A 16657-nucleotide genomic window follows, 5' to 3' on the forward strand; every position below is an offset into this window, starting at 1 on the left:
AGTTGCTTCTTTTGAGCAATGGGGGATCGTTTGAAAGGCGATCCTCGTGTGACAAGGCTTTTCGATTTGAGAAATGAGCTCGATAAGCGGCTTGCTCCCTTCAATCACTGGTCCCTAGAAGGTCGGTGAAAAACCGCTGTCACACCAATTGGATGCATTTTCCTTCAGAAAAGAAAGCTGATTCTGTGAGGTTTCGCTCATTGAGAAATGGGTGGAACTCAGCAGTATTTTGCACGAAATCACCGGCCTCCTAGAAAGTCGTTGAACAACGGCCGTTTCCCTCTCATCGGTGAGGGAACGTGCGAAACAAAGGATCGATGCCGCCAAATGGTTCGATTTGAAAAACGACAATGGGAAGCTACCCGTTCCCTTCCATCAGCGACCGACTGACGCGCCCAAAGCGCGTAAGCAAGTGGATCGGCAGGCAAAACGAAAAGGGGGAGAAGAACAATGGCGTCGCTCGTTTCCCACGAATGGCTGCATGCCCATTTGTCCGAAGAAACCATTCGGATTCTTGATTGCCGATTTTGGCTCGGCGCCCCGTCCAAAGGCGCCTCGGCTTACCGGGACGATCATATTCCCGGTGCAGTGTATATCGATTTGGAGCGCGATTTGTCCGGTCCGGTGGCGGAGCACGGCGGCCGCCATCCGCTGCCATCGGCCGAGCAAGCGGCGGCTGTGTTTGGCCGCGCCGGCATCGATGAAACGATGACGGTCGTTGCCTACGATGACCAAGATGGAGCGATGGCCGCGCGCTGTTGGTGGCTGCTTCGCTATTTCGGCCATGAGCGCGTTTACGTGTTAGACGGCAATTACAGCGAGTGGAAAAAGAAAGGCCATCCGGTGACGGACCGCATTCCTGCCGTAGCGCCGCGGCGGTTTCAACCGCGGCCTGACCGGTCATGGCTGGCGACGGTTGAGGATGTGCGCACCGCTGTGCGCGATCGCTCGGCTGTGCTGATCGATTCGCGCGAGTGGAAGCGGTACATCGGTTTGGAAGAGCCGATCGACCGGGTGGCTGGCCGCATTCCTAGGGCGGTGCATCGGTTTTGGAAAGATGGGGTGGCAGAAGGCGGCTACTGGAAACGCCCAGATGAGCAAGCGGCGCGCTTTGTGTGAGTAAAATATTTGTGGGTGACGTTCAGGAAGGATCCCCGACGAGGGTTGCGAACTTTTGTTCGCGACGCTCGTCGGGGCCACCAAGCGAAGCGCGGTAGGAAAAAAGCGAATTTCATGCAAAAAGGACTCTCTCCCTGCTATGATAGTGATTGTTGACACCAACCGAAAACAGGAGGGAGAGAGTCCATGAAACATCTTACCACACAATGGCCTGTATTAAAAGAGCTGGAGGAACAATTGTTGAGAACCCTTCAAAACGTGTTTGCCATCGTGTTGGCGGCCCTTTTGGAGGAAATCGATCAACAACTGGCGGAAGCCAGGGACAAGCGCCGCTATCAGCTGAAAGACAAACGGCCGACCACCCTCCAAACGCTGTTTGGAGAAGTGACGTTCCGACGGAACTACTACTATGATCGGCAGGCAGGGGCGTATACCTTCTTGTTGGATGCCGAACTGGGCTTTGATGGAGCCCAATCGATCAGTCCTTGCCTCGAGGAAACGGCGGTCGAGTTGGCCATAGAGTGCTCTTCCTACCGCAAAGCAGCCCGTACGTTGGAGGCGATCGTGGGGTATGCGGTCCTCAGCCATGAGGCGATTCGTCAGCTGGTGTTGGCGGCCCCTGTCTCGCTGCACCACCCTGTTTCCCAACGGCATGGCCGGGTGCTGTTGGTGGAAGCGGATGGACTGTTCATCTCCCGCCAAGGGAAAGGGAAACGGGCGAAAGAGCAGAAAATCTTGGCGGTTCACGAGGGATGGAGACGGAACGGCTCGCAACTGGAGCTCGTGAACCGGCGCCACTACCTCCATGAAGGGGCGGGGGACGTGTGGGAAGGGTTCGAAGCGTGGCTGATGAAGGAATATGCCTATGACCCGTGCCGGGACTTGTTGGTCATCAACGGCGACGCGGCATCTTGGATTACCGCCTGCCGGGAGTATTTCGGAAAGCGGGCGTGCTTTCAGTTGGATCGGTTCCATGTGGCGCGGGAGCTTCGTCAGTGTCTGTCCGGCCACCCGCGTTGGCGGGAGGTGCGGAAGAAGCTGGCGAAGCAAGACGAGGAAGGACTTTTGGTGGAACTGAACAGCGCCGTCGGTACGTTGGGGGACGAAGCCAAAGAAGAGCAGTTGGCCGAAATGATCCGCCGGATCGAGTCGATGCCGGGATGCATCCGGGACTACCGGGAGTGGCTGTCGGCGCAAGGGGTGGAGACGGCCGGCATGCGTCCGATGGGCCACGCCGAGAGCGTGATGAGCCGGTTCGCGTACCGGGTGAAATCCCGCCGCAGCTGGAAGGACCAAGGACTTTGGGCGTTTCTGAAGGCGATGGTGGCCCAAATCGACGGAATAGGGTGGAGAACGGGGCAGTTGGAGGAGGAAGAGCCCCAGAGGGTAGCCTCGGCCCCGACGAAGCTGGAGCGGATCAAACAGGCCAAACGGAAGGCAGGACGGTTGTTGGCGGAGGTGATGCGCCAGAACATCCCGTATCTTCAACAGTCATCGGGGACGCCGATCTACCAAGCATTGTCGGCGCTTCGCGATGGCGGATGGATGTAAAAAAATGGATCGAGCAAAAATCAGCTCAAGAAGAGGGATGAGAGTCCGAAAGCGCTTACGATATCAATTCCTAAAAATGGTCTACCAACCGGTGATTGACAACGCCCGTAGTAGACCGAAAAAATGTTCTCCACAAAGTCTTGACTGACTCGCGCGCTTTGCTGATCTTGACCGCGAGACACCGCTGATCGTCTACTGCGGTTCCGGCGTCACCGCCTGTCCGAACGTGCTCGCCTTAAAGGAAGCCGGTTACCGCAACGTCCGGCTGTATGTCGGCAGTTTCAGCGATTGGATTTCCTATCCGGACCATCCGGTCGAAACGGGCGATCCTTCCTCTTCAGCATAGGCGTTTTTCAAGCGGATGCCAATGGCCTTGAAGGTGAAGTATGGTCAATAGATCGTCGTCAAAGAGACGTTGAAAACGGGCAGGACATCTTGAAGGCGAAGGATCGGAATCAATACGTGTTTTTCAAGCGTCGAGCTAGGGGCGCCGTGGTCTCGTGCATAGTTTTTCTCCGGTGGGTGATACTATGTGTGAACCGACGGAACAAGAGGAGGAGAGCGCATGGGCCGGACAAAGCTTGGCAATGCGAATGCCCAACGGAACAACAATGCGAAAAAGAAAAACGGCTTTAATGAATGGACGAGCGAATTCGCTTCCTACGCCGAAGTGGAAGCGGAAAAAATGAAAAATGACCATCGCAACATCCGGTAACGACGAGGGCGCGCCCCTCGTTTTTTGTCGTAGGCAGCAGCGTTGGCAAAGACAAACGTATGTGCTATAATGAAGGCCAGAACGGCGAAGGGCGCTGGCCGACAGGGAGGGAAAAAGGTGCGAAAATGGTTGGTCGTTCTTTTGCTTTTAGCCGCCACCGGATACGGCCTTTGGGATGCGATGGCCGCCGAGAAACCGAATGAGACAAGCGAGACCGAGATCGGCCCGGAAATCGGCCATGCAGCCCCCGACTTGGCGCTGCCGACGCTTGGCGGCGAGCCGGTCAAGCTCTCCGATTGGCGCGGCAAAGCGGTCGTCCTTAACTTTTGGACATCATGGTGTCCGCCATGCAAAGAAGAAATGCCGGAACTCGAGAAGTTTTACAAACAGCATGGCCACGAAGTCGCGGTGCTGGCGGTCCATTTGACTACACGAGACACGCTCGATAACGCCGAGCGATTTGCGAAAAGCAGGAACTTGACGTTGCCAGTCGCCTTGGATGTCCGCGGCGAGGCGTTTTATCATTATCGAGTCCAGACCATTCCGACAACGTATATCATCGACCCGAACGGCGTCATCCGGAAAAAGATCGTCGGCCCGGTGACGGCAGCTCGGCTCGAGAACGCGACAGCGCTCTTTCGTTGACCAATCAACGGCGACGGACAGCGCTTTTTTTCATGCGCCACTATTTTTCAAAAAGTTGTCATAATTTTTATCTTTTTTGGGCATGAATAAGATTACAATAAAAGTGAGGGGAGGTTGAAGCGATGAGACGATCCCGCAAAATGACTCTCCAAGAATTGATCAGCGAGAACAAACGGCAGTTATTGAACGATCGGGAAGCGCTCGAAAAAATCGAGAAAAGGCTGGAAGAGCGGATGCTCAAAAAAGCAGAATAACCCATGCATAGCGGTTCTCCGGGCGGACAGACTAGATGGCGAGGAGGCGAACAAGATGAGCAATCCGAAAGGAAGCCGAAAACATTTCGTGCCGAACCATATCGGCACACAGCCTCGCGCCGCTGGGGGAAACAAAGGCAAACAAATGCAGGACCAATCCGGCCAGCACGCCCAAGTGATTCAGACGAAGGGTGAATAGGGCAAACTCGCGTGAAGGAGGAAGCGTCCATGCCACGTCCGAAACCGGATGACCGCAGCGATAATGTGGAAAAGCTGCAAGAAATGGTGCAACATACGATCGAGAATATGGAAAAAGCCGAGGAAACGATGCAGTTTGCTTCGCCGGAGGAACGGAAGAAGATTGAGGAGAAAAACCGCCGCCGCGAGGAAGCGATCGCTGCGATGCGCGCGGAAATTAAGGACGAAGCTGCTGCACGGGAACACGGCTACCAATAAACGAAACGAAGCCGCCTTGATTTGGGCGGCTTTGTTTTTTCATTTGCCGGCTTGAGCCAACGAACGGATGAGTGGTAACATGAAAGAAGAGCCCGGCAAAAAATGGAGGGAGAACAAACGTGAAGGTGGTAGAAAAACAAATCGAAGTGCGCTATGCGGAAACGGATCAAATGGGCGTCGTTTACCATGCGAACTACTTAGTTTGGATGGAAGTCGGGCGCACAGAACTGATCAAACAACTTGGCTTCCATTACGCGGAGATGGAGAAAGAAGGAATTATTTCGCCGGTCATCGATTTGCAAGTGTCGTACAAAAAACCGCTTCACTACGGGGAGACGGCGACCGTCCGCACGTGGATCGACGCTTATGACGGCATCCGCGTCACGTACGGCTACGAAATTCTCGCTCCGGACGGCGAAGTGGCCGTCACCGGCAAGTCGCAACACGTTTGCGTCAAGCGCGAGACGTTTCGACCGATTGTGATCCGCAAATATTTTCCCGCTTGGCACGAAGCGTACGAGCGGGCGAAACGGTAAGGGGGAGAGCCGATGGCGTTTGGCATCCGCCGTCATGAGCTTGAGGCGTGGAAAGAGAAAGTGAAGCGCGGCGAGATCGCCTTTTTGACCCATTATTGGTATGACGAGCGGTTTCCCGATTGTACGACGGTGACGAAAGTCGGCTGCGCCGATATCGCTCAGCTGGCCGCTTGGGGGCGGCAATACGGGCTGAAAGAAGAGTGGATCGACCGGCGCGGCGAGTTTCCGCATTTCGACTTGCTCGGCGAGACGCAAAGGCGCGTGCTGAGGCAAGAAGGACGGCTGTTTGAACTCGAACGATTCACGAAACGGGGGAAAAAGAGATGATCGATTTGACTGCTGCCAAGGAAATGGCGAAACATACGTTGATCGATACGCTCGGTATCGAACTGGTCGAGCTTGGCGAAGGCCGCGTCGTGGCGACGATGCCGGTCGACCAGCGCACGCACCAGCCGGCCGGGCTGTTGCATGGCGGCGCCTCGGTCGCGCTCGCTGAAACGGTGGCGAGCATCGGCGCGTATGCGCTTGTCGATCCGCAAACAGAAAACGTTGTTGGTTTGGAAATTAACGCCAACCACGTTCGCACCGTCCGCAGCGGAACGGTGACGGCGACGGGAACAGTGCTGCACCGCGGCCGGACGACGATGGTGTGGGATATACGCATCACCGACGAACAAGGGCAGCTCGTCTGCGTCTCCCGCTGCACGATCGCCATCATTCGAAAAAGCTAGCGCCAAGGCTAGCTTTTTCCTCGTTTATTGGAGCAGAAATACCGGCTCATCGCCTGTTTCGTCCAAATCGACCGTCAAATCGCGCCCGTCAAAATACCATTGGTCGCTGTCGTCGACAAAAAAAGTCACGCCATCAATCGTCGTCTGTGCGGCCGGCTCTCCGGTTGGCTCATCTTTCGCCATGCCGAGCGAAAATCCTTTTTGCACGGTGCCGCATCCTCCGTAGCGGGCGAAAAAGCGAATCGCATCGCCCGGCTTTAGTCCGAGCTCCCGCTTATACCAGTCAAACGCCTTTTTCGTGATCACAATGTTCATAGCTTCCCCTCCTCACGTTTATTATAAGCGAATAGGCGGCGGCCGGTAAAACGATTGTATGAACATGAGTCAGTCAAGACTTTGTGGAGAACATTTTTTCGGTCTACTACGGGCGTTGTCAATCACCGGTTGGTAGACCATTTTTAGGAATTGATATCGTAAGCGCTTTCGGACTCTCATCCCTCTTCTTGAGCTGATTTTTGCTCGATCCATTTTTTTACATCCATCCGCCATCGCGAAGCGCCGACAATGCTTGGTAGATCGGCGTCCCCGATGACTGTTGAAGATACGGGATGTTCTGGCGCATCACCTCCGCCAACAACCGTCCTGCCTTCCGTTTGGCCTGTTTGATCCGCTCCAGCTTCGTCGGGGCCGAGGCTACCCTCTGGGGCTCTTCCTCCTCCAACTGCCCCGTTCTCCACCCTATTCCGTCGATTTGGGCCACCATCGCCTTCAGAAACGCCCAAAGTCCTTGGTCCTTCCAGCTGCGGCGGGATTTCACCCGGTACGCGAACCGGCTCATCACGCTCTCGGCGTGGCCCATCGGACGCATGCCGGCCGTCTCCACCCCTTGCGCCGACAGCCACTCCCGGTAGTCCCGGATGCATCCCGGCATCGACTCGATCCGGCGGATCATTTCGGCCAACTGCTCTTCTTTGGCTTCGTCCCCCAACGTACCGACGGCGCTGTTCAGTTCCACCAAAAGTCCTTCCTCGTCTTGCTTCGCCAGCTTCTTCCGCACCTCCCGCCAACGCGGGTGGCCGGACAGACACTGACGAAGCTCCCGCGCCACATGGAACCGATCCAACTGAAAGCACGCCCGCTTTCCGAAATACTCCCGGCAGGCGGTAATCCAAGATGCCGCGTCGCCGTTGATGACCAACAAGTCCCGGCACGGGTCATAGGCATATTCCTTCATCAGCCACGCTTCGAACCCTTCCCACACGTCCCCCGCCCCTTCATGGAGGTAGTGGCGCCGGTTCACGAGCTCCAGTTGCGAGCCGTTCCGTCTCCATCCCTCGTGAACCGCCAAGATTTTCTGCTCTTTCGCCCGTTTCCCTTTCCCTTGGCGGGAGATGAACAGTCCATCCGCTTCCACCAACAGCACCCGGCCATGCCGTTGGGAAACAGGGTGGTGCAGCGAGACAGGGGCCGCCAACACCAGCTGACGAATCGCCTCATGGCTGAGGACCGCATACCCCACGATCGCCTCCAACGTACGGGCTGCTTTGCGGTAGGAAGAGCACTCTATGGCCAACTCGACCGCCGTTTCCTCGAGGCAAGGACTGATCGATTGGGCTCCATCAAAGCCCAGTTCGGCATCCAACAAGAAGGTATACGCCCCTGCCTGCCGATCATAGTAGTAGTTCCGTCGGAACGTCACTTCTCCAAACAGCGTTTGGAGGGTGGTCGGCCGTTTGTCTTTCAGCTGATAGCGGCGCTTGTCCCTGGCTTCCGCCAGTTGTTGATCGATTTCCTCCAAAAGGGCCGCCAACACGATGGCAAACACGTTTTGAAGGGTTCTCAACAATTGTTCCTCCAGCTCTTTTAATACAGGCCATTGTGTGGTAAGATGTTTCATGGACTCTCTCCCTCCTGTTTTCGGTTGGTGTCAACAATCACTATCATAGCAGGGAGAGAGTCCTTTTTGCATGAAATTCGCTTTTTTCCTACCGCGCTTCGCTTGGTGGCCCCGACGAGCGTCGCGAACAAAAGTTCGCAACCCTCGTCGGGGATCCTTCCTGAACGTCACCCACAAATATTTTACTCACACTATGAACATTCGCTGACAATGTCAGCGGCTCCTTTCCACAAAGTGGCGGCCTTTTGCCCTCAAGCGCGCGAGTAAAAAGGGCGATGAAGGCAAACAGTAAAAGCGAGGGAGGTGAGCGGGATGAATAAAAAACGACCATTTGCGCCAAGCTACGAATCCGACGGGGTGATGGGGAAAAACAGCAAAACACATCCGCACCGCTCGGAACGACAACCAACCGGCAAACAAGCGCCCGATTTTTTCAACACAACGCCATCGAGCGAATAACGAAGCGGGAGCAACCGCTGTTTTTGATAAATAAAGTAGCTAGTAGGCTTAGCTTTGTCGGAATCGATTGGTTTCACGGTTTTGTTTTTTGATGAATAAAGTAGCCAGTAGGCTGCTTTTTTTCATGGCAGCTACTATACAAATAGGCCGGTCCGCGTTATCATTATTTGAGGAACATGTTTTGAAAGGAGTGGCGTTTTCGTATATGAGTAGTTCGAGTCTGAACGAACCGGAACCGGAATATAGCGGGGAACGCGGCCTGTTCCTTTTCCCGCCCGCTGCTCATCATACGAAAACGAGCTCCGGACGGAAAGGAAGAGGCGCCGCCTTCCTCGCGGGAAAAGGAGGAAGGATGCCAGATGATGAAAATGTATTTATCCGATGCCAGCGGCAAAATGCGGGAAATCGATCGGATTGAAAACGGCTGCTGGATCAATCTCGTCGCCCCGACGGAGGAAGAAATTCGTTACATCGCCCACCATTTGGACATTCCGATCGATTCGATCAAAGACGCGTTGGACGATGAAGAGCGGTCGCGCATCGAAAAAGAGGATAACCATGTATTGATTATCGTTGACATCCCGATTGTTGCTCACGATGAAGTCGACGGCCCGATGTATGAAACGATTCCGATCGGTATGATCATTACCAATACGTGCTTTATCACCGTTTGTTTGCAGGAGAATCCAATCTTTGAAGAGTTTTCAAAAAACAAAATCAAAAACTTTTACACGTTTATGAAAACCCGGTTCGCCTTGCAAATGCTCTACATGATTTCGACGTATTATTTGCGCTATTTGAAGCAAATCAACCGGCGCACGAGCGAAATCGAAAAAGAGCTGCACCAATCGATGAAAAACAAAGAGCTGTTTTCGCTTCTCAGCATGGAAAAAAGCTTGGTGTATTTCATGACATCGCTGAAAGCAAACAACATCGTTATGGAGCGGCTTTTGCGCCTCAACTATTTGCGCATGTACGAAGATGACCAAGATTTGCTGCAAGATGTCATTATCGAAAACAAGCAGGCGATCGAAATGGCGGAAGTGTACAGCAGCATTTTAAGCAGCATGATGGATGCGTTCGCCTCCGTCATCTCGAACAACTTAAACATCGTGATGAAATTTTTGACCGCCATTACGATTATCATTTCGTTGCCGACGATGGTGGCGAGTTTTTACGGCATGAACGTGCCGATTCCGTTCCAGCACTCCCCGTACGCCTTTGCTGTGGCTCTAGTGCTCGCCGGTTCGCTGTCGGCAGCAACGGCGTACGTCTTTTGGAAAAAGCGGTACTTTTGACGAACGAGCGGCTTTTCGTTGGTGCAGAGAGGGCGAAAAAGCGGCGCGAGCCTTTCACCGACATCGGGAAACATAAAGCGAGAAGCCGTTTTTCAGACAGGTTTTTCAACGAAACAAAGCGGTCTGAGCGGCATGGCCAAACACTGGCCGCCATGGAAACAAAAACGGCTGCCCTGTCATTCGGGCAGCCGTTTTTGTTTGCGGGCTGCGACGCCGCCAGAGAGGATAAATTTCATCGCCTCTTCCGGCGCAATGTCGATGACTTCGACCTGCTCTTTCGGAACGAGAAGGGTAAGCCCGGCGACTTGAAATGTCTGTGGAATATAGACCGCCACATAATCGGCAAGCGGGTCGTGCCAGGCGCCGACATCGTCCATCGTAATAAAGCCGAGGCATTTCCAGCCGCTTTCGGGCACGGTAATGAGCACGACTTGCGAAAACGATCGTTTTTCCCCGACGAACGAAGCGATCGTATCTTTCGCGACCGAATAAACGGTTTTCATCAAAGGGATGCTTTCGAGCAGGCGGCCGGCCAATCGGATGAGGCGGCCGCTTACATATTGCGTCGACAGCCAGCCGCACACCGTGATGAGCGCCACCGTGGCGAGCAGGCCGAGTCCGGGGATATAACGGCCGTCCAAATACGGCCGCACATACTGGCCGAGCAGCCCGTCCAACATCGCAAACACTTTGTAGCATACATAGACGGCCAGCAAAATCGGCACGATCGTCAGCATGCCGTTTACAAAATTTTTCATGAAAAAACGCATCGTTCTCCTCCCTTTCCCTTTCTTTCTCTCACCATACCAGTTTTTTTAAAGTTGCACAACCAGCAAAATACGAACATTAATTTCATTTAAATAAAAAAAGTTCGTTTTTTTTATTGACGAATCGCTCAATGTTGCGTATACTTCCGAATGGAACATAGGAAATGGGGGATGGATCATGAACAATCATTATGATGTCATTGTGGTCGGCGCTGGGCCGGCCGGCATTTTCACGTGCTACGAACTGACGCGCAAACTGCCTGGAGCGAACGTGCTCCTGATTGACAAAGGGCATGATATTTATAAGCGCAACTGTCCGATTTTACAGAAAAAAATTGAGAAATGCCCGCCGCCGGCCGGAAAAAAAGATTACGCCGGCTGTGTGCCGGCCTGTTCGATCACGAACGGCTTCGGCGGAGCGGGGGCGTATTCGGACGGCAAGTTCAACATCACGAGCGAATTCGGCGGCTGGATGACCGACTATTTGCCAGCTTCGACTGTACTCGAGCTCATCCGCTATGTGGATGAAATCAACTTAAAACATGGGGCGACGACATCGATCACCGACCCGATGACGGACAAAGTGAAAGAGATCGAGCGGCGCGCCTACGCGGCCGGATTGAAGCTATTGCGCGCCTATGTCCGTCATTTAGGCACCGAACAAAACTTGGAAATTTTAAAAAGCATTTTTGAATATTTGCGCGAGCGGATCGAGATGCGCTTTACAACGGAAGTGGACGATATCGTGACCGAGCGGACAGAAAGCGGCCACCGGGTCAAGGGAGTCATGTTGAAAAACGGGGAAACACTGACGGCGGAAAAGGTCGTCATCGCTCCGGGGCGCGACGGTTCGGTTTGGTTGAGCAAAATCTTGCGCAAGCGCCGTTTGCGGATGATCAACAATCAGGTGGACATCGGCGTGCGCGTGGAAACATCGAACATCGTCATGCAAGAAATTAACGAACATCTGTATGAAGGAAAGTTCATTTTCAACACATCGGTCGGAACGCAAGTGCGCACGTTTTGCAGCAACCCGTCCGGACACGTCGTGGTGGAAAATCACTCCGGCATTATGCTCGCCAACGGCCACGCGTACAAAGATCCAAAACTCGGCAGCGACAATACGAACTTTGCCCTTCTTGTTTCACATAAGTTTTCCGATCCATTTGACAAGCCGAACGAATACGCCCATGAAATTTCTCGGCTGGCGAACGCTTTGTCCAACGGCGGCATCATCGTGCAAAAATACGGCGACATTCTCAAAGGAAGGCGCTCGACGGAAAAGCGCATCAAAGAAGGGTTCATCGAACCGACGTTAAAAGAAGCGGTGCCGGGCGATTTAGGCCTCGTTTTGCCGTACAACACGATGAAAAGCTTGATCGAAATGACGGAGGCGCTCAACCACGTCACTCCGGGGCTTGCCTCTGAGCATACGTTATTCTATGGAGTCGAAGCGAAATTTTACTCGGCGCGTCCGAAGCTGAATGACCGTTTTGAAACCGAGATCGCCGGGCTGTATGTCGGCGGCGACGGCGCGGGGATTACACGCGGTTTGGCACAGGCGAGCGCCTGCGGCGTCTGGATCGCCCGCGACATCGTGGAAAAATTAAGAAAATGAAAAGGGGCTGACCCCAAATGCTACGCTAACGCGTTTTTTTAGGAAAAGAATAAAAAGTCGCTCGATCTTGGCGACCGTCCGCTTGTCTTTCAAGTCATACCGCATCTTGTCCCGTTCTTCGGCGATCGTCTGGTCGATCTCCTCCAACACCTGTTGCAGCGTGAAAAATAAAGATGACTCGATTTCTTTTCATGTGGGAGGAAGAATACAAATGATTGTTATTAAACAAAATCCAGAGAAAGATGTATACAGGAATTTGCTTGATTTATCTTTTGAAATTTGTGATCAATTTCATCTGGTGCTAAGAAAAGATATGGGACCCTTAACCACATATGAACCAATTTTAAAGAGGCTTGAAAATTCATTAATCGTAATGAAAGAGGAATCAGAGTGGGCAAGCACGATTCTAGGTAGTGGCCAAACAGCGCTAGTTTATTACTATCGTACGGATGCAAATGCTAATAAGGTATTAAAAGAAGTTGCAAATTCTTTATACGACTGGGTTCAACCTCACTTACCAGAAGATTTATCCTTCTTTAAACAAGGAAAGGAATGGTTAGTGACAATTAGTCATGAAAAAGAAAGTTATATCTATACAGAAGACGAATATGAAATCAAAAAAGTGATGGGTATAAAAGGACTGAAATTAGAGATTGATCGCTAGGCTGGAGAATTTAAGGCTCATCACCACAACATGTACTTGACAGACGGTTCACTTCTCTGCACAAGTGTATGCAAAACATGATTGAAAAGAAGTGTAAAAAATTAAAAATAAACTCGTGGTGCTAGATCAAATCAAGTAAGCATAAAAATAGCCCTTGCCTGCGGATCTCCTGTAGAATGAACGTGCGACCCAGCATTCGAAAGGAGAATCCCCATGCAAGAGCACTTTCATTATTACTACAGATTAAGCAAAGATTCAAAAACAATATGCCGCCATTTTCTTTTTTGTCTCCGCCCAACTGTCATTGATTCAGACGCATCTTCAACGCCGCAACCGCCATTTGGTAAAGCAAGAAGATAGCGTGATCATAGCGATTCACATTTTGGGGAAACCGCTTGGTTTTTCTTCCGAACGGGCATGGCATCGCTTTGTCACCGGAAATTTGTTCACAAACAGGCAGTTTCTTGAACGTTCCCGATCCAATCGTCGTTGTCGGGCACTGCGCTTTGCCATCAAATGGATCCGTCATGAGCTGGCAAAACGCGGCCAACATCATGCCTATGCCGTCGTCGACAGCTTGCCGCTTCCATTGTGCCATGCCGCAAGAAGGCATCGTGTCAAACGGGTTCAAGGAATCGCCGACATCGGGTATGGCGCTTCAAAAAAGCAATGGTACGACGGATGGAAACTGCACCTTCAAGTGACCGATCAAGGGTTGCCTATGGGCTATGTGGTGACGGAAGCGTCCTGCCATGATCGGCTCGCCGCTGAAAGCGTGATGACTCAAATTCCTCACCCCCTATCACCTTGGGGACAAAGGGTTCATTAGCCGTGAGTGGCAAAAAAAGCTGTACGAACAATACCCAATGGCGCTTTGGACTCCGTCCCGAAAAAACTAGAAACATCGCCCGTCCGGGGCATGGGAGAAGTGGATCCAACCAAAACGCAAAATGATCGAGACGGTGTTTTCGATTCTGGTTGAGCAATACCGGATCACAGAGATTCGAGCGAATTCCGTGGTCGGATTTGAAGTAGCGCTCGATGGCATATGGTTAGCCTATTCGCTGGCCACACTCGGGCTAGTTGAGTTCTAACGCTCAACTAGCACCACGGGTTAAAATTTACTCATGGGTGTTTTTTGTGAAAAAAGTAAACTTAATCATTAAACAGGTTGACAAAACTCCGCGCCGTGCCCTACGATAAATGTAACGAAGTGGAAAGGGGAGCGGAATGATGGGGAATTGGATGGAATTGTCAGAACGCGTGTTAGCAGGGCATGAGTTGACGGATGACGAGGCGTTGGCGATTCTCGACTGTCCGGATGAGGAGCTGCTTGCCTTAATGCAAGGGGCGTATCACATCCGCCGCGCCTATTACGGCAACAAAGTGAAACTGAATATGATCATCAACGCCAAGTCCGGGCTCTGTCCGGAAAACTGCGGATATTGCTCGCAATCATCGATTTCAACCGCGCCGGTCCAAACGTATAAAATGGTCAATAAAGAAACGCTCATTCGCGGCGCGGAAGAGGCGTATCGCCTGCAAATTGGCACCTACTGCATCGTGGCAAGCGGGCGCGGGCCAAGCGATAAAGAGATCGACATCGTTGTGTCTGCGGTCAAGGAAATTAAAGAGCGGTTCGGGCTGAAAGTGTGCGCCTGCCTTGGGATCTTAAAGCCGGAGCAGGCTGCGCGGCTGAAGGAGGCGGGGGTGGATCGCTACAATCACAACATCAACACGTCGAAAGAGCACCATCCGAACATTACGACGTCCCATACATACGATGATCGGGTGCGGACGGTGGAAACGGTGAAAGAAGCCGGGATTTCGCCTTGTTCCGGGGTCATTATCGGCATGAAAGAGACGAAGCGAGATGTCGTTGACATGGCGCGCAGCCTGCGGGCGCTTGACGCCGACTCCATTCCCATCAACTTTTTGCATGCGATTGACGGCACACCGCTGGCGGGGACGAACGAACTGAACCCGCGCTACTGTTTGAAGGTGCTGGCGCTGTTCCGCTATATCAACCCGACAAAAGAAATCCGCATCGCTGGCGGGCGGGAAGTGAATTTGCGTTCGCTCCAGCCGCTTGGCCTGTATGCCGCCAACTCGATTTTTGTCGGCGACTATTTGACGACCGCCGGACAAGAAAAATCGGCAGACTATCAGATGCTTGAGGACCTTGGATTTGAGATTGAGTTTGCCCCGGCGCCACAGGACGAAGTCGGCGGAAAGGCATGGATATAAAGGACGATGGAAAGACGCTTCCTTGTTGCCGGGAGCGTCTTTTTTCACGCCCCGCTCCTATTTTGCCCGCGCTTAGCGGACCGAATGGCCAACTTCCGTTTCCGCTGGCGCTGCCGGTCGGCCCATCATTGGCATGAAAAAAGCGCTTGTTGCGTACGATGGCAATACGAGAGGTAAAAAACGACTTCACAAACCGTTCGGCGCTCATTATAATAGCAACAAAGAGAAAGGAAAGGGATGGGGGAATATGGAAAAAACATTTTACCGCTACTTATTGCGTTTCCGTTATGGGCATGCGGAAGACCCGATCGTTCGTTTTGCGAACGGGGCGTATGCTGACCATAGTTTTCCGAAAGGATCGGTCGATTACGAAGAGCTAAGCGGCTATTTAGAGTTGAACGGCGATTATTTGGAAAGCATGGCCGTCTTTGATGAACTGTGGGAGCAGTTTGTGCATGAGGCGTCGCCACGAGCCCGCTGACAGCGGGGGCGGTCGCCGCATCGTAAGGAGGCGTTCCCGCTTTGTTTATGGTAACGCTTTCACAACGTCTTTTTCCGCGCGCCAGAAGGTGTCCACCTCGTTTGCCTTGCATATACTATACTAACCATTTGTTCAAAAGGGTGGGAGATGCCGATGAGCGCGCCGAAACGCCCGAAGTTTTCCATTGGCGATGTCGTCGTCAACACATTGTACGGAACGGTCGGAACTGTCACCGGCATTCAGCAGGTTGACGGCACGTTTTTATATGAAATCAACCATAGCCATAGCTTGTTTGCTGAGCAAGCGCTCGTTGCCTTGTCCGAGTTTGCCGGTGATTTATGGATTGTCGAAGAGGTCGAAATCGAACTGCCGTTTTTCCTTGGCGAGATCGTCCGCGTCCGTGATTATGGCGGCCATTTGTTTAAAGTCGTCGGTGTGCGGACGGAAATTTACCGCTACTACGGGGAAGGATGGGAAGAGACGATTTACGAGTTGAAGCGGTTGACGGACGGATGGGAGATTGAAGTGCCGCTTGAAGACATTATTCCGGTGGCCCTAGGAGAAGAGACGTCCGTCACGCTCGTGCAAGATATTGTCATCGCGATGCCAGCACTTTGGCCGCTGCCGGCCGACAACCGAAGCAGCGGGCCGTCTGTTGATGAACTGCTCGATGTGTACAATGATTATAAAGCGCTGTACGAATGGTTCGGGGATGAACAATATAAACAAACGATGGAAACGGTTGTCCAACGTCTACGAACGATCGTCAATCACCAAAACATAGAAACTGATAAAGGATGAAGAGAAAATAAGGAACGCCAGCCCACATGACCAGTGCGCCGAGCCCGTTGACGACTGTTTCCATCATTTTGTCCGCCGCTGTTGGCTTGTCCATCGGTTTCGCCTCCATGTTTTCGTATGGTCAATACATACATATGGGGAAGAGAACGAAGATAGAACAGCGTCATTTTTGACATAAAGGAGAAAGCCGTGACATACAACATTACAAAGGGGGCGAGAGGCAGTGAAGGAAATTGAAGTGGTGATCGACACGGAAGAAATCGCGGAGTTTTTTTATGAACAGCTGATCCGCCGCGGATTTGTGCCGACGCAAGAGGAACTCGCGGAACTGGCTGACATTACGTTTGACTATTTGCTGGAAAAATGCCTGATTGATGAGGAAATCGATGTCGACGACGAGTGACAGCTCGTCGTTTTT

Annotated in this window: 21 protein-coding genes and 3 pseudogenes; 20 read left to right on the plus strand and 4 right to left on the minus strand. The window is 52.5% G+C overall.

Annotated features, from left to right (window positions below):
* Positions 1 to 450: 450 nt before the first annotated feature.
* From GC56T2_RS07660 to GC56T2_RS07705, 11 genes and pseudogenes are all read left to right on the plus strand, one after another.
* Positions 451 to 1113 (plus strand): annotated as a pseudogene (locus GC56T2_RS07660) (sulfurtransferase); the annotation flags it as partial.
* A gap of 192 nt (positions 1114 to 1305) precedes the next feature.
* Entirely contained in the window at positions 1306 to 2670 is a 1365-nt protein-coding gene (locus GC56T2_RS07665) for an ISLre2 family transposase (protein WP_144973526.1), read from the plus strand.
* Positions 2671 to 2821: 151 nt separating this feature from the next.
* A pseudogene (locus tag GC56T2_RS07670) lies at positions 2822 to 3016 on the plus strand (sulfurtransferase); the annotation flags it as partial.
* 219 nt (positions 3017 to 3235) lie between these two features.
* Positions 3236 to 3385, plus strand: a complete 150-nt coding sequence (locus tag GC56T2_RS17760) for a hypothetical protein (RefSeq protein ID WP_172706218.1) — start codon at positions 3236 to 3238, stop codon at positions 3383 to 3385.
* Positions 3386 to 3502: 117 nt separating this feature from the next.
* A complete protein-coding gene (locus tag GC56T2_RS07675) occupies positions 3503 to 4030 on the plus strand; it encodes a TlpA family protein disulfide reductase (protein WP_144974239.1) in 528 nt (175 codons plus the stop codon).
* Between the two features lie 122 nt (positions 4031 to 4152).
* Positions 4153 to 4284: an FbpB family small basic protein gene (locus GC56T2_RS07680; RefSeq protein WP_081897221.1), complete on the plus strand. Its 132-nt coding sequence runs from the start codon at positions 4153 to 4155 to the stop codon at positions 4282 to 4284.
* 55 nt (positions 4285 to 4339) lie between these two features.
* Positions 4340 to 4483 (plus strand): acid-soluble spore protein N, encoded by a 144-nt coding sequence (locus GC56T2_RS07685; protein WP_011231056.1) that lies wholly within the window; start codon positions 4340 to 4342, stop codon positions 4481 to 4483.
* A 29-nt stretch (positions 4484 to 4512) separates the two neighbouring features.
* Positions 4513 to 4740 carry a small acid-soluble spore protein Tlp gene (gene tlp / locus GC56T2_RS07690; RefSeq protein ID WP_144974241.1) on the plus strand — a complete coding sequence of 76 codons (228 nt, stop codon included), beginning with the start codon at positions 4513 to 4515 and terminating at the stop codon, positions 4738 to 4740.
* Positions 4741 to 4859: 119 nt separating this feature from the next.
* On the plus strand, positions 4860 to 5276 hold the full coding sequence (locus tag GC56T2_RS07695) for an acyl-CoA thioesterase (protein WP_033021409.1): 417 nt from the start codon (positions 4860 to 4862) through the stop codon (positions 5274 to 5276).
* Between the two features lie 12 nt (positions 5277 to 5288).
* Positions 5289 to 5603, plus strand: a complete 315-nt coding sequence (locus GC56T2_RS07700) for a hypothetical protein (protein WP_144974243.1) — start codon at positions 5289 to 5291, stop codon at positions 5601 to 5603.
* Positions 5600 to 6007, plus strand: coding sequence for a hotdog fold thioesterase (locus tag GC56T2_RS07705; protein ID WP_144974245.1), 408 nt, complete (start codon positions 5600 to 5602; stop codon positions 6005 to 6007). Before GC56T2_RS07700 ends, GC56T2_RS07705 begins: the two co-directional genes overlap by 4 nt.
* Before the next feature lie 24 nt (positions 6008 to 6031).
* Here the strand turns inward: GC56T2_RS07705 and GC56T2_RS07710 are convergent, their stop codons facing one another.
* Positions 6032 to 6322: a HesB/YadR/YfhF family protein gene (locus GC56T2_RS07710; RefSeq protein WP_144974247.1), complete on the minus strand. Its 291-nt coding sequence runs from the start codon at positions 6320 to 6322 to the stop codon at positions 6032 to 6034.
* Positions 6323 to 6539: 217 nt separating this feature from the next.
* Positions 6540 to 7904 carry an ISLre2 family transposase gene (locus GC56T2_RS07715; protein ID WP_144973526.1) on the minus strand — a complete coding sequence of 455 codons (1365 nt, stop codon included), beginning with the start codon at positions 7902 to 7904 and terminating at the stop codon, positions 6540 to 6542.
* Positions 7905 to 8216: 312 nt separating this feature from the next.
* Between GC56T2_RS07715 and GC56T2_RS17765 the strand changes: the two genes are divergently transcribed.
* Entirely contained in the window at positions 8217 to 8363 is a 147-nt protein-coding gene (locus GC56T2_RS17765; protein ID WP_165570942.1) for a hypothetical protein, read from the plus strand.
* 359 nt (positions 8364 to 8722) lie between these two features.
* Positions 8723 to 9661, plus strand: coding sequence for a magnesium transporter CorA family protein (locus tag GC56T2_RS07720; RefSeq protein ID WP_144974249.1), 939 nt, complete (start codon positions 8723 to 8725; stop codon positions 9659 to 9661).
* Between the two features lie 176 nt (positions 9662 to 9837).
* Here the strand turns inward: GC56T2_RS07720 and GC56T2_RS07725 are convergent, their stop codons facing one another.
* Positions 9838 to 10431, minus strand: coding sequence for a DUF502 domain-containing protein (locus GC56T2_RS07725; protein ID WP_033843952.1), 594 nt, complete (start codon positions 10429 to 10431; stop codon positions 9838 to 9840).
* Positions 10432 to 10606: 175 nt separating this feature from the next.
* Between GC56T2_RS07725 and GC56T2_RS07730 the strand changes: the two genes are divergently transcribed.
* From GC56T2_RS07730 to GC56T2_RS07755, 6 genes and pseudogenes are all read left to right on the plus strand, one after another.
* Positions 10607 to 12046 (plus strand): NAD(P)/FAD-dependent oxidoreductase, encoded by a 1440-nt coding sequence (locus GC56T2_RS07730; protein WP_144974251.1) that lies wholly within the window; start codon positions 10607 to 10609, stop codon positions 12044 to 12046.
* 211 nt (positions 12047 to 12257) lie between these two features.
* The gene (locus GC56T2_RS07735) at positions 12258 to 12710 is read left to right on the plus strand and encodes a stage III sporulation protein AH (RefSeq protein WP_144974253.1); all 453 of its coding nucleotides are present in this window, start codon (positions 12258 to 12260) and stop codon (positions 12708 to 12710) included.
* Positions 12711 to 12923: 213 nt separating this feature from the next.
* Positions 12924 to 13804, plus strand: a pseudogene (locus GC56T2_RS07740) (IS982 family transposase).
* A 139-nt stretch (positions 13805 to 13943) separates the two neighbouring features.
* Positions 13944 to 14957, plus strand: a complete 1014-nt coding sequence (gene bioB, locus GC56T2_RS07745) for a biotin synthase BioB (protein ID WP_144974255.1) — start codon at positions 13944 to 13946, stop codon at positions 14955 to 14957.
* A 247-nt stretch (positions 14958 to 15204) separates the two neighbouring features.
* Entirely contained in the window at positions 15205 to 15438 is a 234-nt protein-coding gene (locus tag GC56T2_RS07750) for a YozE family protein (RefSeq protein WP_144974257.1), read from the plus strand.
* Between the two features lie 153 nt (positions 15439 to 15591).
* Positions 15592 to 16239, plus strand: a complete 648-nt coding sequence (locus tag GC56T2_RS07755) for a hypothetical protein (RefSeq protein ID WP_144974258.1) — start codon at positions 15592 to 15594, stop codon at positions 16237 to 16239.
* Here GC56T2_RS07755 and GC56T2_RS18115 read toward each other — a convergent pair.
* Complete coding sequence (locus tag GC56T2_RS18115; RefSeq protein WP_255358704.1) at positions 16205 to 16333, minus strand: hypothetical protein; 129 nt, start codon at positions 16331 to 16333, stop codon at positions 16205 to 16207. The two genes, GC56T2_RS07755 and GC56T2_RS18115, sit on opposite strands and share 35 nt — an antisense overlap.
* 129 nt (positions 16334 to 16462) lie before the next feature.
* Here GC56T2_RS18115 and GC56T2_RS07760 point away from each other — a divergent pair, with 129 nt between their 5' ends.
* Entirely contained in the window at positions 16463 to 16642 is a 180-nt protein-coding gene (locus tag GC56T2_RS07760) for a YozD family protein (RefSeq protein ID WP_033019951.1), read from the plus strand.
* Positions 16643 to 16657 lie beyond the last annotated feature (15 nt).

Origin of the sequence: Geobacillus sp. C56-T2, from assembly GCF_007829715.1 — a bacterium.
GTDB classification, from domain to species: domain Bacteria; phylum Bacillota; class Bacilli; order Bacillales; family Anoxybacillaceae; genus Geobacillus; species Geobacillus icigianus.

Coding starts and splice junctions, on each gene's coding strand:
- GC56T2_RS07665 (WP_144973526.1), top strand. CDS start 1,306: ATGAAACATCTTACCACACAATGGCCTGTATTAAAAGAGCTGGAGGAA.
- GC56T2_RS17765 (WP_165570942.1), top strand. CDS start 8,217: ATGAATAAAAAACGACCATTTGCGCCAAGCTACGAATCCGACGGGGTG.
- GC56T2_RS07685 (WP_011231056.1), top strand. CDS start 4,340: ATGAGCAATCCGAAAGGAAGCCGAAAACATTTCGTGCCGAACCATATC.
- GC56T2_RS07720 (WP_144974249.1), top strand. CDS start 8,723: ATGATGAAAATGTATTTATCCGATGCCAGCGGCAAAATGCGGGAAATC.
- GC56T2_RS07700 (WP_144974243.1), top strand. CDS start 5,289: ATGGCGTTTGGCATCCGCCGTCATGAGCTTGAGGCGTGGAAAGAGAAA.
- GC56T2_RS07715 (WP_144973526.1), bottom strand. CDS start 7,904: ATGAAACATCTTACCACACAATGGCCTGTATTAAAAGAGCTGGAGGAA.
- GC56T2_RS07755 (WP_144974258.1), top strand. CDS start 15,592: ATGAGCGCGCCGAAACGCCCGAAGTTTTCCATTGGCGATGTCGTCGTC.
- GC56T2_RS07710 (WP_144974247.1), bottom strand. CDS start 6,322: ATGAACATTGTGATCACGAAAAAGGCGTTTGACTGGTATAAGCGGGAG.
- GC56T2_RS07705 (WP_144974245.1), top strand. CDS start 5,600: ATGATCGATTTGACTGCTGCCAAGGAAATGGCGAAACATACGTTGATC.
- tlp (WP_144974241.1), top strand. CDS start 4,513: ATGCCACGTCCGAAACCGGATGACCGCAGCGATAATGTGGAAAAGCTG.
- bioB (WP_144974255.1), top strand. CDS start 13,944: ATGGGGAATTGGATGGAATTGTCAGAACGCGTGTTAGCAGGGCATGAG.
- GC56T2_RS07725 (WP_033843952.1), bottom strand. CDS start 10,431: ATGCGTTTTTTCATGAAAAATTTTGTAAACGGCATGCTGACGATCGTG.
- GC56T2_RS07680 (WP_081897221.1), top strand. CDS start 4,153: ATGAGACGATCCCGCAAAATGACTCTCCAAGAATTGATCAGCGAGAAC.
- GC56T2_RS07750 (WP_144974257.1), top strand. CDS start 15,205: ATGGAAAAAACATTTTACCGCTACTTATTGCGTTTCCGTTATGGGCAT.
- GC56T2_RS18115 (WP_255358704.1), bottom strand. CDS start 16,333: ATGGACAAGCCAACAGCGGCGGACAAAATGATGGAAACAGTCGTCAAC.
- GC56T2_RS07730 (WP_144974251.1), top strand. CDS start 10,607: ATGAACAATCATTATGATGTCATTGTGGTCGGCGCTGGGCCGGCCGGC.
- GC56T2_RS07735 (WP_144974253.1), top strand. CDS start 12,258: ATGATTGTTATTAAACAAAATCCAGAGAAAGATGTATACAGGAATTTG.
- GC56T2_RS17760 (WP_172706218.1), top strand. CDS start 3,236: ATGGGCCGGACAAAGCTTGGCAATGCGAATGCCCAACGGAACAACAAT.